Source organism: Aquirufa sp. ROCK-SH2 (assembly GCF_054558315.1).
The window spans coordinates 311,851-326,129 of sequence record NZ_JBPXKB010000003.1; the positions used below are offsets into that span (position 1 = coordinate 311,851).

General features: G+C 35.1%; 13 protein-coding genes and 1 riboswitch. Of the genes, 12 read left to right on the forward strand and 1 reads right to left on the reverse strand.

Annotation, left to right across the window (positions count from 1 at the left end; all coding sequences use genetic code 11):
• Positions 1 to 24: 24 nt before the first annotated feature.
• Positions 25 to 1,329, reverse strand: a complete 1,305-nt coding sequence (locus tag V7S79_RS08465) for a metallophosphoesterase (protein ID WP_459490144.1) — start codon at positions 1,327 to 1,329, stop codon at positions 25 to 27.
• A 560-nt stretch (positions 1,330 to 1,889) separates the two neighbouring features.
• Here V7S79_RS08465 and V7S79_RS08470 point away from each other — a divergent pair.
• The 12 genes from V7S79_RS08470 to nusA all read left to right on the forward strand — a co-directional run bounded on the left by V7S79_RS08470 (position 1,890) and on the right by nusA (position 14,263).
• Positions 1,890 to 2,834, forward strand: coding sequence for an alpha/beta fold hydrolase (locus V7S79_RS08470; protein WP_459490145.1), 945 nt, complete (start codon positions 1,890 to 1,892; stop codon positions 2,832 to 2,834).
• On the forward strand, positions 2,831 to 4,111 hold the full coding sequence (locus V7S79_RS08475) for a flavin-containing monooxygenase (protein ID WP_459490146.1): 1,281 nt from the start codon (positions 2,831 to 2,833) through the stop codon (positions 4,109 to 4,111). Before V7S79_RS08470 ends, V7S79_RS08475 begins: the two co-directional genes overlap by 4 nt.
• Positions 4,111 to 4,899: an alpha/beta hydrolase gene (locus tag V7S79_RS08480; protein WP_459490147.1), complete on the forward strand. Its 789-nt coding sequence runs from the start codon at positions 4,111 to 4,113 to the stop codon at positions 4,897 to 4,899. The genes V7S79_RS08475 and V7S79_RS08480 overlap by 1 nt, the downstream gene beginning before the upstream one ends.
• Before the next feature lie 13 nt (positions 4,900 to 4,912).
• Positions 4,913 to 6,157: an alkaline phosphatase family protein gene (locus V7S79_RS08485; protein ID WP_459490148.1), complete on the forward strand. Its 1,245-nt coding sequence runs from the start codon at positions 4,913 to 4,915 to the stop codon at positions 6,155 to 6,157.
• A gap of 9 nt (positions 6,158 to 6,166) precedes the next feature.
• Positions 6,167 to 6,721 (forward strand): DNA-3-methyladenine glycosylase I, encoded by a 555-nt coding sequence (locus V7S79_RS08490; RefSeq protein WP_459490149.1) that lies wholly within the window; start codon positions 6,167 to 6,169, stop codon positions 6,719 to 6,721.
• A gap of 56 nt (positions 6,722 to 6,777) precedes the next feature.
• Positions 6,778 to 7,512: a polyprenol monophosphomannose synthase gene (locus V7S79_RS08495; protein ID WP_459490150.1), complete on the forward strand. Its 735-nt coding sequence runs from the start codon at positions 6,778 to 6,780 to the stop codon at positions 7,510 to 7,512.
• The gene (locus tag V7S79_RS08500) at positions 7,512 to 8,045 is read left to right on the forward strand and encodes a CopD family protein (protein WP_459490151.1); all 534 of its coding nucleotides are present in this window, start codon (positions 7,512 to 7,514) and stop codon (positions 8,043 to 8,045) included. The genes V7S79_RS08495 and V7S79_RS08500 overlap by 1 nt, the downstream gene beginning before the upstream one ends.
• Before the next feature lie 19 nt (positions 8,046 to 8,064).
• A riboswitch (cobalamin riboswitch) is annotated at positions 8,065 to 8,254 on the forward strand.
• 76 nt (positions 8,255 to 8,330) lie between these two features.
• Positions 8,331 to 10,283 carry a TonB-dependent receptor plug domain-containing protein gene (locus tag V7S79_RS08505; RefSeq protein WP_459490152.1) on the forward strand — a complete coding sequence of 651 codons (1,953 nt, stop codon included), beginning with the start codon at positions 8,331 to 8,333 and terminating at the stop codon, positions 10,281 to 10,283.
• A 624-nt stretch (positions 10,284 to 10,907) separates the two neighbouring features.
• Positions 10,908 to 11,720 (forward strand): enoyl-ACP reductase FabI, encoded by an 813-nt coding sequence (locus V7S79_RS08510; protein ID WP_459490153.1) that lies wholly within the window; start codon positions 10,908 to 10,910, stop codon positions 11,718 to 11,720.
• Positions 11,721 to 11,751: 31 nt separating this feature from the next.
• Positions 11,752 to 12,282 (forward strand): DUF4833 domain-containing protein, encoded by a 531-nt coding sequence (locus tag V7S79_RS08515; RefSeq protein ID WP_459490154.1) that lies wholly within the window; start codon positions 11,752 to 11,754, stop codon positions 12,280 to 12,282.
• Between the two features lie 236 nt (positions 12,283 to 12,518).
• On the forward strand, positions 12,519 to 12,992 hold the full coding sequence (locus V7S79_RS08520) for a ribosome maturation factor RimP (protein ID WP_459490155.1): 474 nt from the start codon (positions 12,519 to 12,521) through the stop codon (positions 12,990 to 12,992).
• Positions 12,993 to 13,015: 23 nt separating this feature from the next.
• A complete protein-coding gene (nusA, locus tag V7S79_RS08525) occupies positions 13,016 to 14,263 on the forward strand; it encodes a transcription termination factor NusA (RefSeq protein WP_459490156.1) in 1,248 nt (415 codons plus the stop codon).
• Positions 14,264 to 14,279 lie beyond the last annotated feature (16 nt).

Here is a 14,279-nt window from a genome sequence, read left to right on the forward strand (position 1 = left end):
GATTGATTAAATAATATAAAGATTTTATTTTTGTGTTTTTTTAATGCTAAATTGGTCCAGCACCTCGCCATTGGATGCTACCCATTTTGCATCTAAAAAATTACCTTTGATGTCAAATAACATAGAACCTCCCTCTTTGTTGTTGGAATAAATGGAAGACTTTAATGGATATTCCGCTTTTTGCCCGCCTACTTTTCCGCCTGATCCACAAACCACATAAATGACACCTTGTCCATTTTTATCAATGACATATTTATCTTTTGAAGTTTTATTTTCAACAATATGTTTTTGAGGATCAAAGGTTTTGTTCAACTCAGTATGTCCTCGCATGGCGTAAGTTCTTTCATACACATGACTGTGTCCAGCAATTACTACATCTACTTTGTATTTTTCAAAAATGGGTGTTACGTTTTTACGCATCATGATAAGATCATCTTCAAAATCAGAGTCATGCGAACCTTTGGTATACGGAGGCTTATGGAAATAGGCAATCACCCAAGGTAATTTGTTGGCTTCCAAATCTTTGATTAACCATTCTGCTTGAGCACCTTTTCCATCATATAAAGAAGTCCCATCGGCATGTTTTTCTTCTGTGTTCAATGAAATCAAATGTACATTTCCATAATCGACAGAATAATACGACTCAGTACCAGATGGAACTCCGCCAGCTTCCCCTTTGCTGGGTAAAGTGAAAATATTAAAATAAGGAGGTAAAGAGGAATCATGCTTACCCGCATAATCGTGATTGCCTGGAGAAGGGTAACAGGTCGTATTTTGAAGAAAATCCTTTTGATAAAAATCAAATACATTTTTTTGATATTCTTCGTCTTTCCCATTATTGTAGGCATTGTCCCCTAACCAAATCCAAACATCGGGTTTTCGTTTACCCACATAATTTAAAAGAGTATTATTTACGGCCTTTTGATTCTCTGTACCTGCCCCAAAATCGCCTAAAGCCCAAATACGAATAGGTTTTGTAGAACCTTTTTTGGGATTTGTTTTGATGAATTGTTGATCCGATGGTTTTTCCAATTGTTCGATGGAACCAACGGTATAGAAATATTTTTTATCAGGTTGCAAATGATAAATGGGAAGTTCATGTTCCGTTACCAAAGCCGCATTCTTTGCGTTTAATTTTTGTGAGTTAATCGATTCCCCCAATGTGATTTTACTTGAAGTAGGGATGTCGGTTCTCCAACGAATCACTCCAGAGGTGGATGTGATATTTTGAATGTAGGGTCCTCTTGTGATTTTCGGACTTTGTGCAAAAAGTGAAATAGCAAAAAAGCACAAGCTCAGATGGAGCATGTTGGTAATTGATTTTTTCATTGAAATAGGTTTCGAAAATTAATACTGCAATAAAGTGTTTTTTTACTAATAATGCGAATTAAGATTTAAATTATCCATTTTTCAAATTCATCAATGAACTTTCGGTTAATCCCAACTTTTGGAAAGGATCAGAATTTTAGTTTTTAAACCTTAATTCGTATTAATAGGTAAAAGAAAAATCTTAATGTTTCTTAATGACTTAATGTTTAAAAACATTGTGCACGGATGATTCTCATTTTTTATTCTTAATTCTACATTCTCTCTGCTTTTGGCTTCGGCTCCGCTCAGCCAACGCTATTTCTTCTTTTTTTTCCAAAAAAGAAATACCATACAAAAAGAATTAGCGGGAAAATAACATTGTTGGCAAGAAAAAAGACAGTTAAATTTGATTTAATCCCAACTTTTGGAAAAGATTCGGAATTTTAGTTTTTAAACCTTAATTCGCATTAATAATTTATCCTTTTGGCTTAAATTCAATTTGCTATTTTACCTATCTAAAAGTTAAAATTTCAAAGGGAATTCTTTAGTTTTGAAGGTTAGTCAAATTTGAATAAGTCTAGATGAAAAAGTTTTTCAAAATACTCGCTTGGTTTTTGCTTGGAATCGTTTCTTTGATTTTTATTTTATTTCTATTCATTGGAGAATCTGATTTGTCTTTGGAAGAAATGAAAGCCAAATATGTCAATGCAGAGTCAGAATTCGTGCCTATCATGGGAATGAATGTGCATTTTCGGGATGAAGGAAATCCCAACGATTCTATTCCTATTTTATTGATTCACGGCATGTCTTCTTCTTTGCATACTTTTGATTCGGTAGCGATTGATTTGAAGAAAAATCATCGAGTTATTTCCTTGGATTTACCTGCTTTTGGTTTGACGGGCCCCAATCCAGAAAATAAATATTCCTTGGATTATTATGCTGAATTTCTAGATCAATTTCGACAACGTTTGAAAATTCAAAAATGGTCCATTGCAGGAAATTCCTTGGGTGGAGCCATTGCCTGGAATTATGCGGTTCATTTTCCCAATCAAATCCACCGATTAATTTTAATCGACGCGGCGGGCTATCCTAAATTAAATGAAAAAGGATCATTGGGTTTTTTATTAGCATCTACGCCTGTTTTGAACAAAATCATGTTATTTGTTACTCCCAAATCCTTGGTTCGTGAAAGTCTAAAAAGTATTTATTTTGATCAAACAAAGGTGACTGATGCCCAAGTGGAACGTTTTCATGATGTGGCCATTCGTGAAGGGAATCGGGCTGCCATGTTGAGTATTTTTGATGGTGGATTGAAAGCTGATTATGAGAATATTCGAAAAGTAAAAGTCCCTACATTGATCTTGTGGGGCGACAAGGATCATTTAATCGATGTTGGAAATGCAACATTATTTAAAAAGGATATTCCCAATGCCAAGATAGTAATTTTTCACAATGTAGGACATGTGCCTATGGAAGAGGTGCCGCATCAAGTATCCCTCGAAATTTCAAGATTTTTGAAACCATGATGAAGAAAAAAGTTTGTGTGATTGGTGCGGGGCCTTCTGGAATAACAGCTGCTAAAAATCTATTGGATGAGGGCCATGAAGTCAAAGTTTATGACTTGGGTTCGGAAGTGGGGGGCAATTGGGTTTTTAATGAGCAAGTAGGACATAGTTCCGTGTTTGAAACCACTCATATCATTTCTTCCAAGACCTTGAGTCAGTATGTAGATTTTCCAATGCCGGAGGATTATCCTGATTATCCTTCTCATTGGCAATTAGCATCCTATTTTCAAAATTATGCCAAACATTTTAACCTTTATCCATACATTCAATTCAACACTTTAGTAGAATCTTGTCAACTTCAAGATGATGGTTCTTGGCTTGTTTCATTCGATTGTATGGGTGAAAAAAGTTCAGAATCGTTTGATGCCTTAGCGGTTTGCAATGGACACCACTGGCAACCTAGAATGCCAACTTATAAAGGATCGTTTTCTGGAGAATGGATGCATTCACATGACGTAAAAAAGTTCTCCTATTTTTCGGGAAAAAGAGTCTTAGTTATTGGAGGTGGAAATTCTGCGTGTGATGTAGCAGTAGAGGCTAGTAGAGTAGCCAAAAGTGTCGATTTGTCCTGGCGGCGAGGATATTGGATTGCACCAAAGTTTTTGATGGGTAAACCTGCGGATGTATTTAATACCAAAATCAACTTTTTACCACGTTGGATTTGGGCAAAACTTTCTGCTTTAAGTTTATTTATTCGAAATGGAAAAAATTCATTATACGGTCTTCAAGAACCTGATGGGCCATTAGGTTCTCATCATGTGACCATTAATGAAGATCTTTTTTTTACCATTCGTCATGGGAAAATATCCCCACAAAATGACATCGATTACCTTGACGGACAAACCGTAGTCTTTAAAAATGGGAATAAAAAGGATTTTGATGTCATTATCGCCTGCACTGGATATGTGATTAGCCATCCTTTTTTTGATAAAAATCTCATTGATTATTCCGAAGGGGAGGTACCTCTTTATTTGCGAATGATTCATCCTGAAATGAATAATCTTTATTTTATTGGACTTTTTCAGCCACTTGGATGTATTTGGCCAGGGTCTGAATTACAAAGCAAAATCATGGCCCGCGAACTTTCTGGAAAATGGAATAGACCCATTGATATTAATTTAGCGATTAAAACGGAATTGGAAAATCCCGATTACAAACAGATAAATACACCAAGACATACCATTACAGTGGATTTTCATCAATTCAAAAAACGCTTATTAAAACAATTGAAAAGCTAATGTTAAGATTGGAAGTAATTTCAAAAATACAATCGAATCCCAAAGCAAGTATCATATTGCTTCATGGTGCTTGTTTAGGCGCCTGGGTTTGGGAAAATAATTTCATTCCGTATTTTTTTGAAAGAAATTTCAATATGTATGCTTTGAACTTTAGGAACCATGGAGCAAGTGAAGGAAACGGTTCTTTGCGTTGGAATAGCATACAAGATTATGTAGAAGATTTGGTGCGAATTATGGTAGATATTGAAGGGGATGTGATTTTAATTGGGCATTCCATGGGAGGGATGGTCATTCAAAATTATTTGAACCGTGCTGATTCTAAAGTGAAAGCTGCTGTTATGCTTTGTGCCGTTCCCCGCCAAGGAGTTTGGTCCTTAATTGGAAAATTATTGTTGACATACCCATTGAAATTTATTGAATCTACTTGCAAGGCTTCTTGGTTGCCTATTTTACATCAAAAAAATCGATTGAAAAGATTAATGTTTCGAGCTGATTTTCCTGAGAATGAATTAGAATCCATTCAGAATCAGTTGCAGGATGAATCTTTTTGGGTGTTTTTGCAAATGCTGTGGAATAAACCGAAGATTCCTATGAATCATATACCTATTTTGGTTATTGGTGGTGGCCAAGATTATTTGTTTTCTGTACCTCATACACTTTCTTTAGCCAAGAGTTATTCCGCAGAATCCTTTATTTTGCCAACTGGTTCACATACTTTCATGCTTGAAACTGGTTGGGAAGAAGTAACAGGGAAAATCGATGAATTTTTACGAAATTTGCCCGTCTAAAAATGCCTAAAAAATGAAAAATATTATTCTATTAATTCTCCAGCTATTTTTATTTAGTGCTTTACTCAAAGCGCAAGACACAACTCAACATGTCATAGAAGGAAGGCAAAATTTAGCCAATCAATTAAAAAAGCCTTATGTGATTTTGATTTCTGCAGATGGTTTTCGGGCTGATTTTTTTGATTTATATCAAGCCAATTTTTTAAAAGCTAAAAAATCACAAGGAATGTCGGCGCCATATATGATTCCATCTTATCCAAGCTTGACTTTCCCTAATCATTATAGCATTGTCACAGGATTGTATCCCGCACATCACGGTTTGGTGAATAACCGATATTTTGATGTTTCGTCTAGTACAGAATACAGCATGGGTAATAAAAAGTTGGTTGGAGAGGGTAAATGGTATGGTGGTACGCCACTTTGGGTATTAGCTGAACAACAAGGAATGTTAGCAGCGAGTTATTTTTGGGTGGCTTCAGAGGCGGATATTCAAGGTGTCAGACCGACTTATTTTTACGTTTATAATGAAGTAACGGAAATCAATCAACGAATTCAGGCGGTAAAAGATTGGTTAAGTTTGCCGGAAGAAAAAAGACCTCATTTGATTACATTTTATTTCCCTCAAGTTGATCATGATGCACATCAATTTGGCCCAAATGATGTTCGAGTAAAGGAATCAGTTCAGTTTGTCGATCAAAGTATTCAAAAGTTGGAAGAAGCTTTAAAGCCTTTAAATTTGCCTATTAACTATGTTTTTGTATCAGATCATGGAATGAAGGAGGTTGACAATGTCAATACAATTGGTTTGCCAAAGGAAATTGATTTGGATGCATTTAAAGTGCCTTTTGGAGATGCACTTTTGCAAGTGTATGCAAAGGATAAAAGTAAAATTCAAAGTACTTATGAATCCTTGAAAAAGAATTCGGATTTTGATACTTATTTAATCTGCGAAACACCTAAACGTTGGCATTTTTCTGCTTCCGATGACAGATATAATCGATTAGGAGATATATTATTGGTGCCTAAATTGCCTCGAGTTTTTAATTTGGGGAAAAATCAAACTTCCTTGGGTAAACATGGATTTGATAACTATTTGCCAGAAATGCGAGCAAGTTTCTTGGCTTGGGGGCCTGCATTTAAAGCAGGTAAAAAAGTGGAGGCTTTTGAGAATATCCATGTTTTTCCTTTAATTGCACAAATACTAGGACTAAGCTATGATCCTAAATCGATTGATGGGAATGCAAAGGTTTTTAAATAAAATATTGCTATGACAAAAATTCGTTGCGTTTGGGCAGGAAATGACGCTTTGTATCAAGCTTATCATGACGAAGAATGGGGGAAGCCAGAACATAACGAACAAAAGTTGTTTGAATTATTGATTTTGGAAGGTTTTCAAGCTGGACTAAGTTGGATAACCATTTTAAGAAAGCGAGAAGATTTTAGAGCTTGTTTTGAGCAATTCGATTATCGAAAACTTGCAGAATGGCAAGATGATCAATTAGATGCGTGTATGTCCAATCCCAAAATCATTCGAAATCGATTAAAAATAAATGCCGTAAAAACGAACGCTATGGCATACATTCAAATCCAAGAAAAATTCGGGAGTTTTGACCAATATATTTGGTCTTTTGTTGATTTTCAACCGATTAAAAATCATTTTAACCACCATCATGAATTACCTGCTGCTACGGAACTATCAATTCAAATTAGTAGAGCTTTAAAAAAGGAAGGTTTTAAATTCATAGGTCCCACCATAGTTTATGCTTTTATGCAAGCCTCGGGAATGGTAGATGATCATGTAAAGGATTGTTTTTGTTATTAATTCACAAAAAAATGCTAGCTTTGAAGTTAATCAAAGGTTTTTAAAAATATCAGTCAATGAATTCGAGGGTAGTTATCATCCCCACTTACAATGAAATAGAAAATATTCAAGCGATCATCGAAAAAGTGATTAGCTTGGAACCTGTTTTTGATATTTTGATTGTGGATGATGGTTCACCAGATGGAACTGCTGCGATTGTTAAAAATTTACAAGCTCAATTTGTCGATCGCATTCATTTGATTGAAAGAAAAGGGAAATTGGGGTTAGGAACAGCTTATATAGCTGGATTCAAATATGCCTTAGAAAAGGGTTTCGAATACATTTTTGAGATGGATGCTGATTTTTCACACAATCCAGAGGACTTAATCAAATTATATCAGGCTTGTTCAGAAAATGGTGCAGATATGTCGATTGGCTCCAGATATATCAATGGCGTTAATGTAGTCAATTGGCCGATCGGTCGAGTATTGATGTCTTATTTTGCTGGATATTACGTGCGATTTATCACAGGTATGAATATTCAAGATACCACAGCTGGTTTTGTTTGTTACAAGAGAAAGGTGTTAGAAACCATTCCTTTGGATCAAATTAAGTTCATTGGTTATGCCTTTCAAGTAGAAATGAAATTTACTGCATGGAAATATGGATTTGTGCTAAAGGAAGTGCCTATTATTTTCACTGATAGAACCAAGGGAGAAAGTAAAATGTCTGCCAATATCTTCAAAGAAGCCATTTTTGGTGTGATTCAATTAAAAATAAGTAGTTTGTTTAAACGATATCAATCGAATTAATGACTTACGAAGTAATCAAATCTTTGCACATTATTTTCGTGGTAAGTTGGTTCGCTGGCTTATTTTATCTTCCTCGTTTATTGGTTTATCATGTAGAAGCGCAAGATAAAACGGATCTTGAAAAAGAAGTTTTGACGAAGCAATTCGAAAAAATGGAAAAATTGCTTTTCAATGCCATCATGATTCCAGCGATGTTTTTAACTTGGATAACAGGTCTAACATTGATTTATTTTTCTTGGTGGTCTTCATTCGGGCTACATACTTGGCTGCATTTAAAATTAGCTTTTGTGGTTTGTATTACAATTTACCACTTTTATTGTCGACACATCTTGCTTCAATTCAAACAGAAACACTTCATTTTTACCAGTTCCGCGCTTCGATTGTTCAATGAAATTGCAACTATTTTATTAGTAGCCGTGGTATTTTTGGTAGTGAATAAAAATGCCGTAGATTGGATGTACGGATTACTAGGTTTCGCACTTTTTGCCGTTTTTATTATGCTGGCAGTCAAGTTAGTTCGAAGATTCAAGTAAATTTCAGCTATTTTATTTTACCTTTGTGCCAGATACTGGTGTATACGTTTTTCCAAAAACGTTACTTAATAGGGAATTCGGTTGAAGCCGAGACTGTCCCCGCAACTGTAAGTTTCTACAATACTTTTCAATTTTGTCACTGGCTTAGGCTGGGAAGACGAAAAGGAATGGAAACAAGTCAGGAGACCTGCCAATATTTATTCTTGATTTCGATTTACGGAGGATGAAACGAGATTGAGCGTTCGAGTATTTTCCATTTTTATTGCCTTTTAAAAGGCGTGTTTTATGTTCAATTTTCGTTTTGCACCAGCTTTTGCATGTGCCTTAGGGTTGTTTTGTAGTATTTCTACATTCGCTCAAGAAACTCAACTTTTGTCTGAAGTTGAAGTTAGTGCTCCTAAATTTCCCCAAAAAATTAGTCAGACTGGGAAAGTTCTCACCCTTATTTCTCAAGATCAAATTCAAATGTCGTTTGGGAAAAACTTGGGTGAATTATTACAAGAACAGGTGGGTGTTTCCATTGTGGGTGCCAGGAGTGCACAAGGAAGTAACCAAGAGGTCTATGTCCGTGGTTCAAATACGGGTCATGTATTGGTTTTGATAGATGGATTTCCCATCAACGATCCTTCTCATATTTCTCAAGTTTGGGATTGGAATTTGATTAGTCTTTCCACATTGGAAAGAATTGAGATTTTAAAAGGTGGACAATCTACATTATATGGTTCTGATGCTATGGCTGCTGTGATTAATTTGGTGACAAAAAAATCAGACGTACAACAAATGAAAGGTTCGGTTGGACTTTTGGCTGGTTCGTTTGGGACTTATTCTCCTCAACTCCAACTTCAAGGAAAATGGCAGAAATGGCAGTGGAGGTTTTCAGGAAAGGATTATTTTTCATCTGGATTTTCTGCAGCAAAAGTAGCAGGAGGGGGTGAAACTGATGGCTTTAGGCAACAAAATATTGATTTGGCTGTTTCGCGGCCTGTGGGTAAAAATTCTTGGTTGGATGTATATTATTCATTTCAAAATTATCGAGGAAACTTGGATGCAGGGCCATTTACGGACGAATTAGATTATACTTCCAAGGCACATTCTAACTCCTTGCGTTTCCAGTTTCAAATAAAAATCAAATCGGCGGATCTGTATATTCGTGGTTTTTCAGACCAAATTAATCGGGTATTTAGGAACGATTCCACCTATATTCCACCATTTGCCTATTCTAATTTTTATGAATCCAATTATCAGGGTTTAAGTAGAGGATTAGAATTGTATGCCAAAATTCCTTTGAGCAATGATTTAATGGGTATTGTTGGGGCAGAATTACGAAATCAAACCACCAACCAATCTGATTTTTCGATTAGTTCCTATGGTCGTTATGACTCGCCCAACATGGATGCATCTTTGGCCAATCAATCGATTTTTGCAGCATACGGACTATTACAGAAAAATTGGAATGAAAAGATTGGTTTGGAATTAGGGGGGAGGTGGAACCATTCTTCCACTTTTGGTAATTTTATGAGTTTTAATTTGAATCCATATTGGTATTTTCGTCCCAACTCAAAATTATTTATCAATATCAGTTCGGGTTTCAAAGTGCCTTCTTTGTACCAATTGTATTCTCCTTACGGGAATTTGAATTTGGTGGCAGAAAAAGGATTGAGTTATGAATTTGGCTGGGAAAAAAATGTTCGAAATACTAAATTTAGAGCCGTATTTTTTGAAAATAGGGTGAAAGATGGTATTGTATTTCAATCAAAAAATGTGGAACCTTATGGGCAATATGTGAATGTTTCTCAGCAAATAACAAAAGGCGTAGAACTTGAATTTTCTTTCAACAGAAAAAAGTGGTCAGGTCAATTAAGTTATACCTTGATGGATGGTCAAATTTCTACACTGGTAGGTACAAAGGATAGTACTTATTCTTCTTTAATTCGAAGACCTAAAAATGCTGTTTCATTTCGTTTAAGTTATGATATGAGTGATAAATGGAAACTCTCTATGTTGAATCAATGGATTGATGCAAGAACCGATTATGTATATGATGATGAAACATTTGCAGTAGTGGCAAAAACATTGAACGCTTATCTTTGGACTGATTTGCAAGTTACTTACCAACTGAATAAAAAATTTCGTTTGGGATTTGTTTTGAAAAACGTATTCAATCATGAAATTATGGAATTGTACGGTTATAATGGTCAAATTCGAAATGGTCAATTTAATCTGGAGATGAAATTTTGAGGAAAAATTTGATATATAATTAAAAATTAAAGAAGAAGAGAGAAAGGTTTTCACTCTTCTTCTTTTTACGGCTTTTTACTTCGTTGCTTCAACAGGCTCAACAACCTTACTCAGTAACGATGTTTATATCCTAATTTGTGTTAAAAAAACATCGGAAATAGTATTCTCAAATTTGAACCAATGCTAATAATTGGACTTCTTTTTAGATCTAATCAATTTATCAATAAACTGAACTATAATACTTGTAAATTGCAGGGGGTAAGGGGACGCATTACCCCTTAAAAAAAGAAAATCAGAATCGCATTTGAAAAACTTATATTTTCAATCAATTATGTGATTTTAATCAAGACATTCAAAATCTCCTCTTCCATTTTTTTGTTCAGAAAAAACTTTACTTGAATTAATTCGAATCATTGGGTTAAAATAAAGAGACAATAAGGTGTTTTATTTCTCTCATTTAGGTTAAATAAATGCCGTAATATCATAATAAGCTAGTAAAATGTAATCTTGAAGCTGAAGGATTTTTAATTCTAAATCCTATTATTAAGGCACGATTTCCACTTTCATGAAAATTTCCTTACTTTTGAAGGCAAAATCACAAAACATAGATTTTAATCTTTAGATATGGCATATCAATTACTAAAAGGAAAAAGAGGAATTATTTCTGGTGCGCTGGATGAAAATTCAATTGCTTGGAAAATTGCTCAAAGAGCTCATGAAGAAGGAGCAACGTTCACATTGACTAATGCACCGATCGCAATGCGTATGGGTGAAATTAATAAATTAGCGGAATCTTGTGGCGCTAAAATCATTGGAGCAGATGCTACTTCAATCGAAGATTTAGAGAATTTATATGATGAGTCGATGGAATTTTTAGGCGGACCAGTTGATTTCGTTCTACATTCAATAGGCATGTCTACCAACATTCGTAAGGGAAAACCTTACAATGATTTGAACTACGATTGGTTCATGAAATCGTTGGATGTTTCTGCTTTATCATTTCATAAAATGATGCAAGTTGCCCAAAAGAAAGACGCCATTGCTCAAGGAGGTTCCGTTGTTGCTTTGTCATACATCGCAGCTCAAAGATCATTTCCAGATTATACAGACATGGCTCAAGCGAAGGCCATGTTAGAATCAATCGCAAGAAGTTTTGGTTATCATTATGGAAAGAGCAAAGGAGTTCGTGTGAACACCGTTTCTCAATCGCCAACTAAAACAACAGCAGGTACAGGTATCAGTGGATTTAATGCGTTTTATGAATATGCTAATCAAATGGCACCTTTAGGAAACGCTACGGCAGATGATTGTGCTGATTATGTAATTACCTTGTTCTCAGATTTAACTAGAAAAGTTACTATGCAAAATCTGTTCCATGATGGCGGATTTTCTTCAGTGGGTATTTCTGAGGAAATCGTAGACAAAATGGGTAATTAGTCGTTCAATTTCTTTGCACATAATTTTTAACATGTATCGGTCATTAGTTTTCATTCTATTTAGTGGACTATTATTTAGTTTTATTGAACCTAATGACCGATTTCCCACCCCTCCTGAAAGTAAAATTTCATTGTTTTACATCCAAAGGAGTTCCAATGCCAATGCGGTGATTTATGATGCTAATTTCATAGCAGATAAAAAGCTGAATCCGAAAAATCCAGTGCATACTTATTGGATCAGATATACTGATAAAGGGCAAAAAGAAGAATTAACCACCATTCAAAGAACCTTAGCCTACGGACTTTATACGAATCCAATCGTTAATGAGACTGATAGTTATGAAGGTTATTTTTTAGCTTATCGAAAGCGAAAATTTGTGGTAAAAATGGATGCCAAAGGTTCCCCAATCGCATTATTTCCCATCAATGGCCGACTACAAATCTTGAAAAAGGTCTTCGTTAGTGTAAATGAGGAGAAGTTTATGCCCTCGGTTAATTACATTGAATTATTTGGCAAAGATCCAGTTACTGGAAAGGATGTGTATGAAAGGTTTAAACCTTAGGAAGAGAGAAAAGAGAAGAGAGAAGATAGAAATGTAGAAATCTGTGGCTTCGAGAAGCTAAGCTATCTTTTACCTCTTACCTCTTACCTCTTACCTCTTACCTTTTACCTTTTACCTTTTACATCTTACATCAACATAGTCTTGCTTTTACCAATTAATTACTTTATATTTGCAACGGAAAAATATGAAAAGAAGAGGGGTTTTTAATCCCTCTTTTTGTTTTCAAAATAAATTACATGAGTGATATAGCTGAAAAAATTAAGAATTGGGTACTAGAATACATTGGACAAGGGCCTATATTTTTAGTTGATTTTCAATTTGTTCCAGGGACTAAAAGGACTTTGTTGACCATTTTAGTGGATACATTGGAAGGTATTTCGATTGATGAATGTGCTTTATTAAGTAGAAAATTGGCGCATTTTATTGAGGAAAATGATTTAATGCCTGACGCTTTTAATCTTGAAGTTTCATCACCTGGTTTAGATTTTCCATTGACACAGGGCTGGCAATTTCAAAAAAATGCTGGTAGAAAAGTGAAAGTTTGGTTGAAAAAAGCGGAGAGTGTTGAAGGGACTTTGTTGTCTCACACAGCAGAATCCATCGAAGTACTAACAGAGAAAACGGTCAAACACCGTACAATAGTAGCAAAAGAAAGTTCTCATTTTCCATTAGTGGAGATTGATAAAATAAAAGTACAAGTGTCATTTTAATAAAAAAAACATAATTAATAGCAATGAACAGTGTTGAATTAATTTCGTCATTTGCAGAGTTTGCTCGGGAGAAGAATATCGACAAGCCGACGATGATTTCGGTATTGGAGGAGGTTTTTCGTACCATGATTCGTAAGAAATTTGGTTCCGATGAAAACTTTAATGTGATTGTAAATCCAGAGAGTGGCGACTTAGAAATGTGGCGTACACGTGAAATCGTTGATGACAATTCAGAAGATATTTGGGATTTTGATAAAATACCATTGGCTGAAGCGAAATTGATTGAGCCAGACTTTGAAATAGGTGAGGAAGTTGCAGAATTGATTAAATTAGAAGACTTTGGTCGTCGTGTTGTTCAAACTGCTCGTCAAACCTTGATTCAAAAGATCAAAGATTTGGAAAAAGAGAGTTTGTATGACAAATACAAAGATTTAGTGGGAGAACTAGTTTCTGCTGAAGTATATCAAATCTTAGGTCGTGAGTTGATTTTGATTGACAACGAAGATAATGAGTTGATTTTGCCAAAATCAGAGATGATTCCTAAAGATCGTTTTAAGAAGGGTGATACTATCAAGTCAATTATTCATAAAGTAGAAATGTCAAATGGTACTCCACGTATCATTATGTCGCGTATTTCTCCTGTTTTCTTGGAGCGTTTATTCGAACAAGAAATTCCAGAAATTTATGATGGAACCATTACTATTCGTAAAATTGTTCGTGAACCAGGTGAGCGTGCTAAAATTGCAGTAGAATCTTACGATGACCGCATTGATCCAGTAGGAGCATGTGTGGGTATGAAAGGTTCTCGTATTCATGGAATTGTTCGTGAATTGCAAAATGAAAACATTGACGTAATCAATTACACAGATAATTTAGAGTTATTGGTCAACCGTACTTTGAGTCCAGCTAAATTGAATTCAATGAAGATTGACAAAGAGCGCAAGCGTATCTCGGTTTATTTGAATTCGGATCAAGTTTCTATGGCGATTGGACGTGGTGGACAAAATATTAAATTAGCAGGTAAATTAGTCGGTTACGAAATAGATGTCTTTAGAGATGTTCCAAAAGAAGAGTTAGATGACGAGGATGTAGAATTGGTAGAATTTTCAGACGATATCGATGCTTGGATTTTGGAAGAATTGCATAAAATTGGTTTAGATACAGCGAAACAAGTTTTAGCATTGTCGAAAGAAGAATTAGAGCGTAGAACAGAATTAGAAGAAGGCACAATTGATGAAATTATGGCTATTTTACGTTCTGAGTTTGAATAGTGATAATCATTGAGAG

What these genes read in the sequence shown, in the direction of transcription:
- V7S79_RS08465 (WP_459490144.1), bottom strand. Translation starts at nt 1,329, where the DNA reads ATGAAAAAATCAATTACCAACATGCTCCATCTGAGCTTGTGCTTTTTT.
- V7S79_RS08470 (WP_459490145.1), top strand. Translation starts at nt 1,890, where the DNA reads ATGAAAAAGTTTTTCAAAATACTCGCTTGGTTTTTGCTTGGAATCGTT.
- V7S79_RS08475 (WP_459490146.1), top strand. Translation starts at nt 2,831, where the DNA reads ATGATGAAGAAAAAAGTTTGTGTGATTGGTGCGGGGCCTTCTGGAATA.
- V7S79_RS08480 (WP_459490147.1), top strand. Translation starts at nt 4,111, where the DNA reads ATGTTAAGATTGGAAGTAATTTCAAAAATACAATCGAATCCCAAAGCA.
- V7S79_RS08485 (WP_459490148.1), top strand. Translation starts at nt 4,913, where the DNA reads ATGAAAAATATTATTCTATTAATTCTCCAGCTATTTTTATTTAGTGCT.
- V7S79_RS08490 (WP_459490149.1), top strand. Translation starts at nt 6,167, where the DNA reads ATGACAAAAATTCGTTGCGTTTGGGCAGGAAATGACGCTTTGTATCAA.
- V7S79_RS08495 (WP_459490150.1), top strand. Translation starts at nt 6,778, where the DNA reads ATGAATTCGAGGGTAGTTATCATCCCCACTTACAATGAAATAGAAAAT.
- V7S79_RS08500 (WP_459490151.1), top strand. Translation starts at nt 7,512, where the DNA reads ATGACTTACGAAGTAATCAAATCTTTGCACATTATTTTCGTGGTAAGT.
- V7S79_RS08505 (WP_459490152.1), top strand. Translation starts at nt 8,331, where the DNA reads ATGTTCAATTTTCGTTTTGCACCAGCTTTTGCATGTGCCTTAGGGTTG.
- V7S79_RS08510 (WP_459490153.1), top strand. Translation starts at nt 10,908, where the DNA reads ATGGCATATCAATTACTAAAAGGAAAAAGAGGAATTATTTCTGGTGCG.
- V7S79_RS08515 (WP_459490154.1), top strand. Translation starts at nt 11,752, where the DNA reads ATGTATCGGTCATTAGTTTTCATTCTATTTAGTGGACTATTATTTAGT.
- V7S79_RS08520 (WP_459490155.1), top strand. Translation starts at nt 12,519, where the DNA reads ATGAGTGATATAGCTGAAAAAATTAAGAATTGGGTACTAGAATACATT.
- nusA (WP_459490156.1), top strand. Translation starts at nt 13,016, where the DNA reads ATGAACAGTGTTGAATTAATTTCGTCATTTGCAGAGTTTGCTCGGGAG.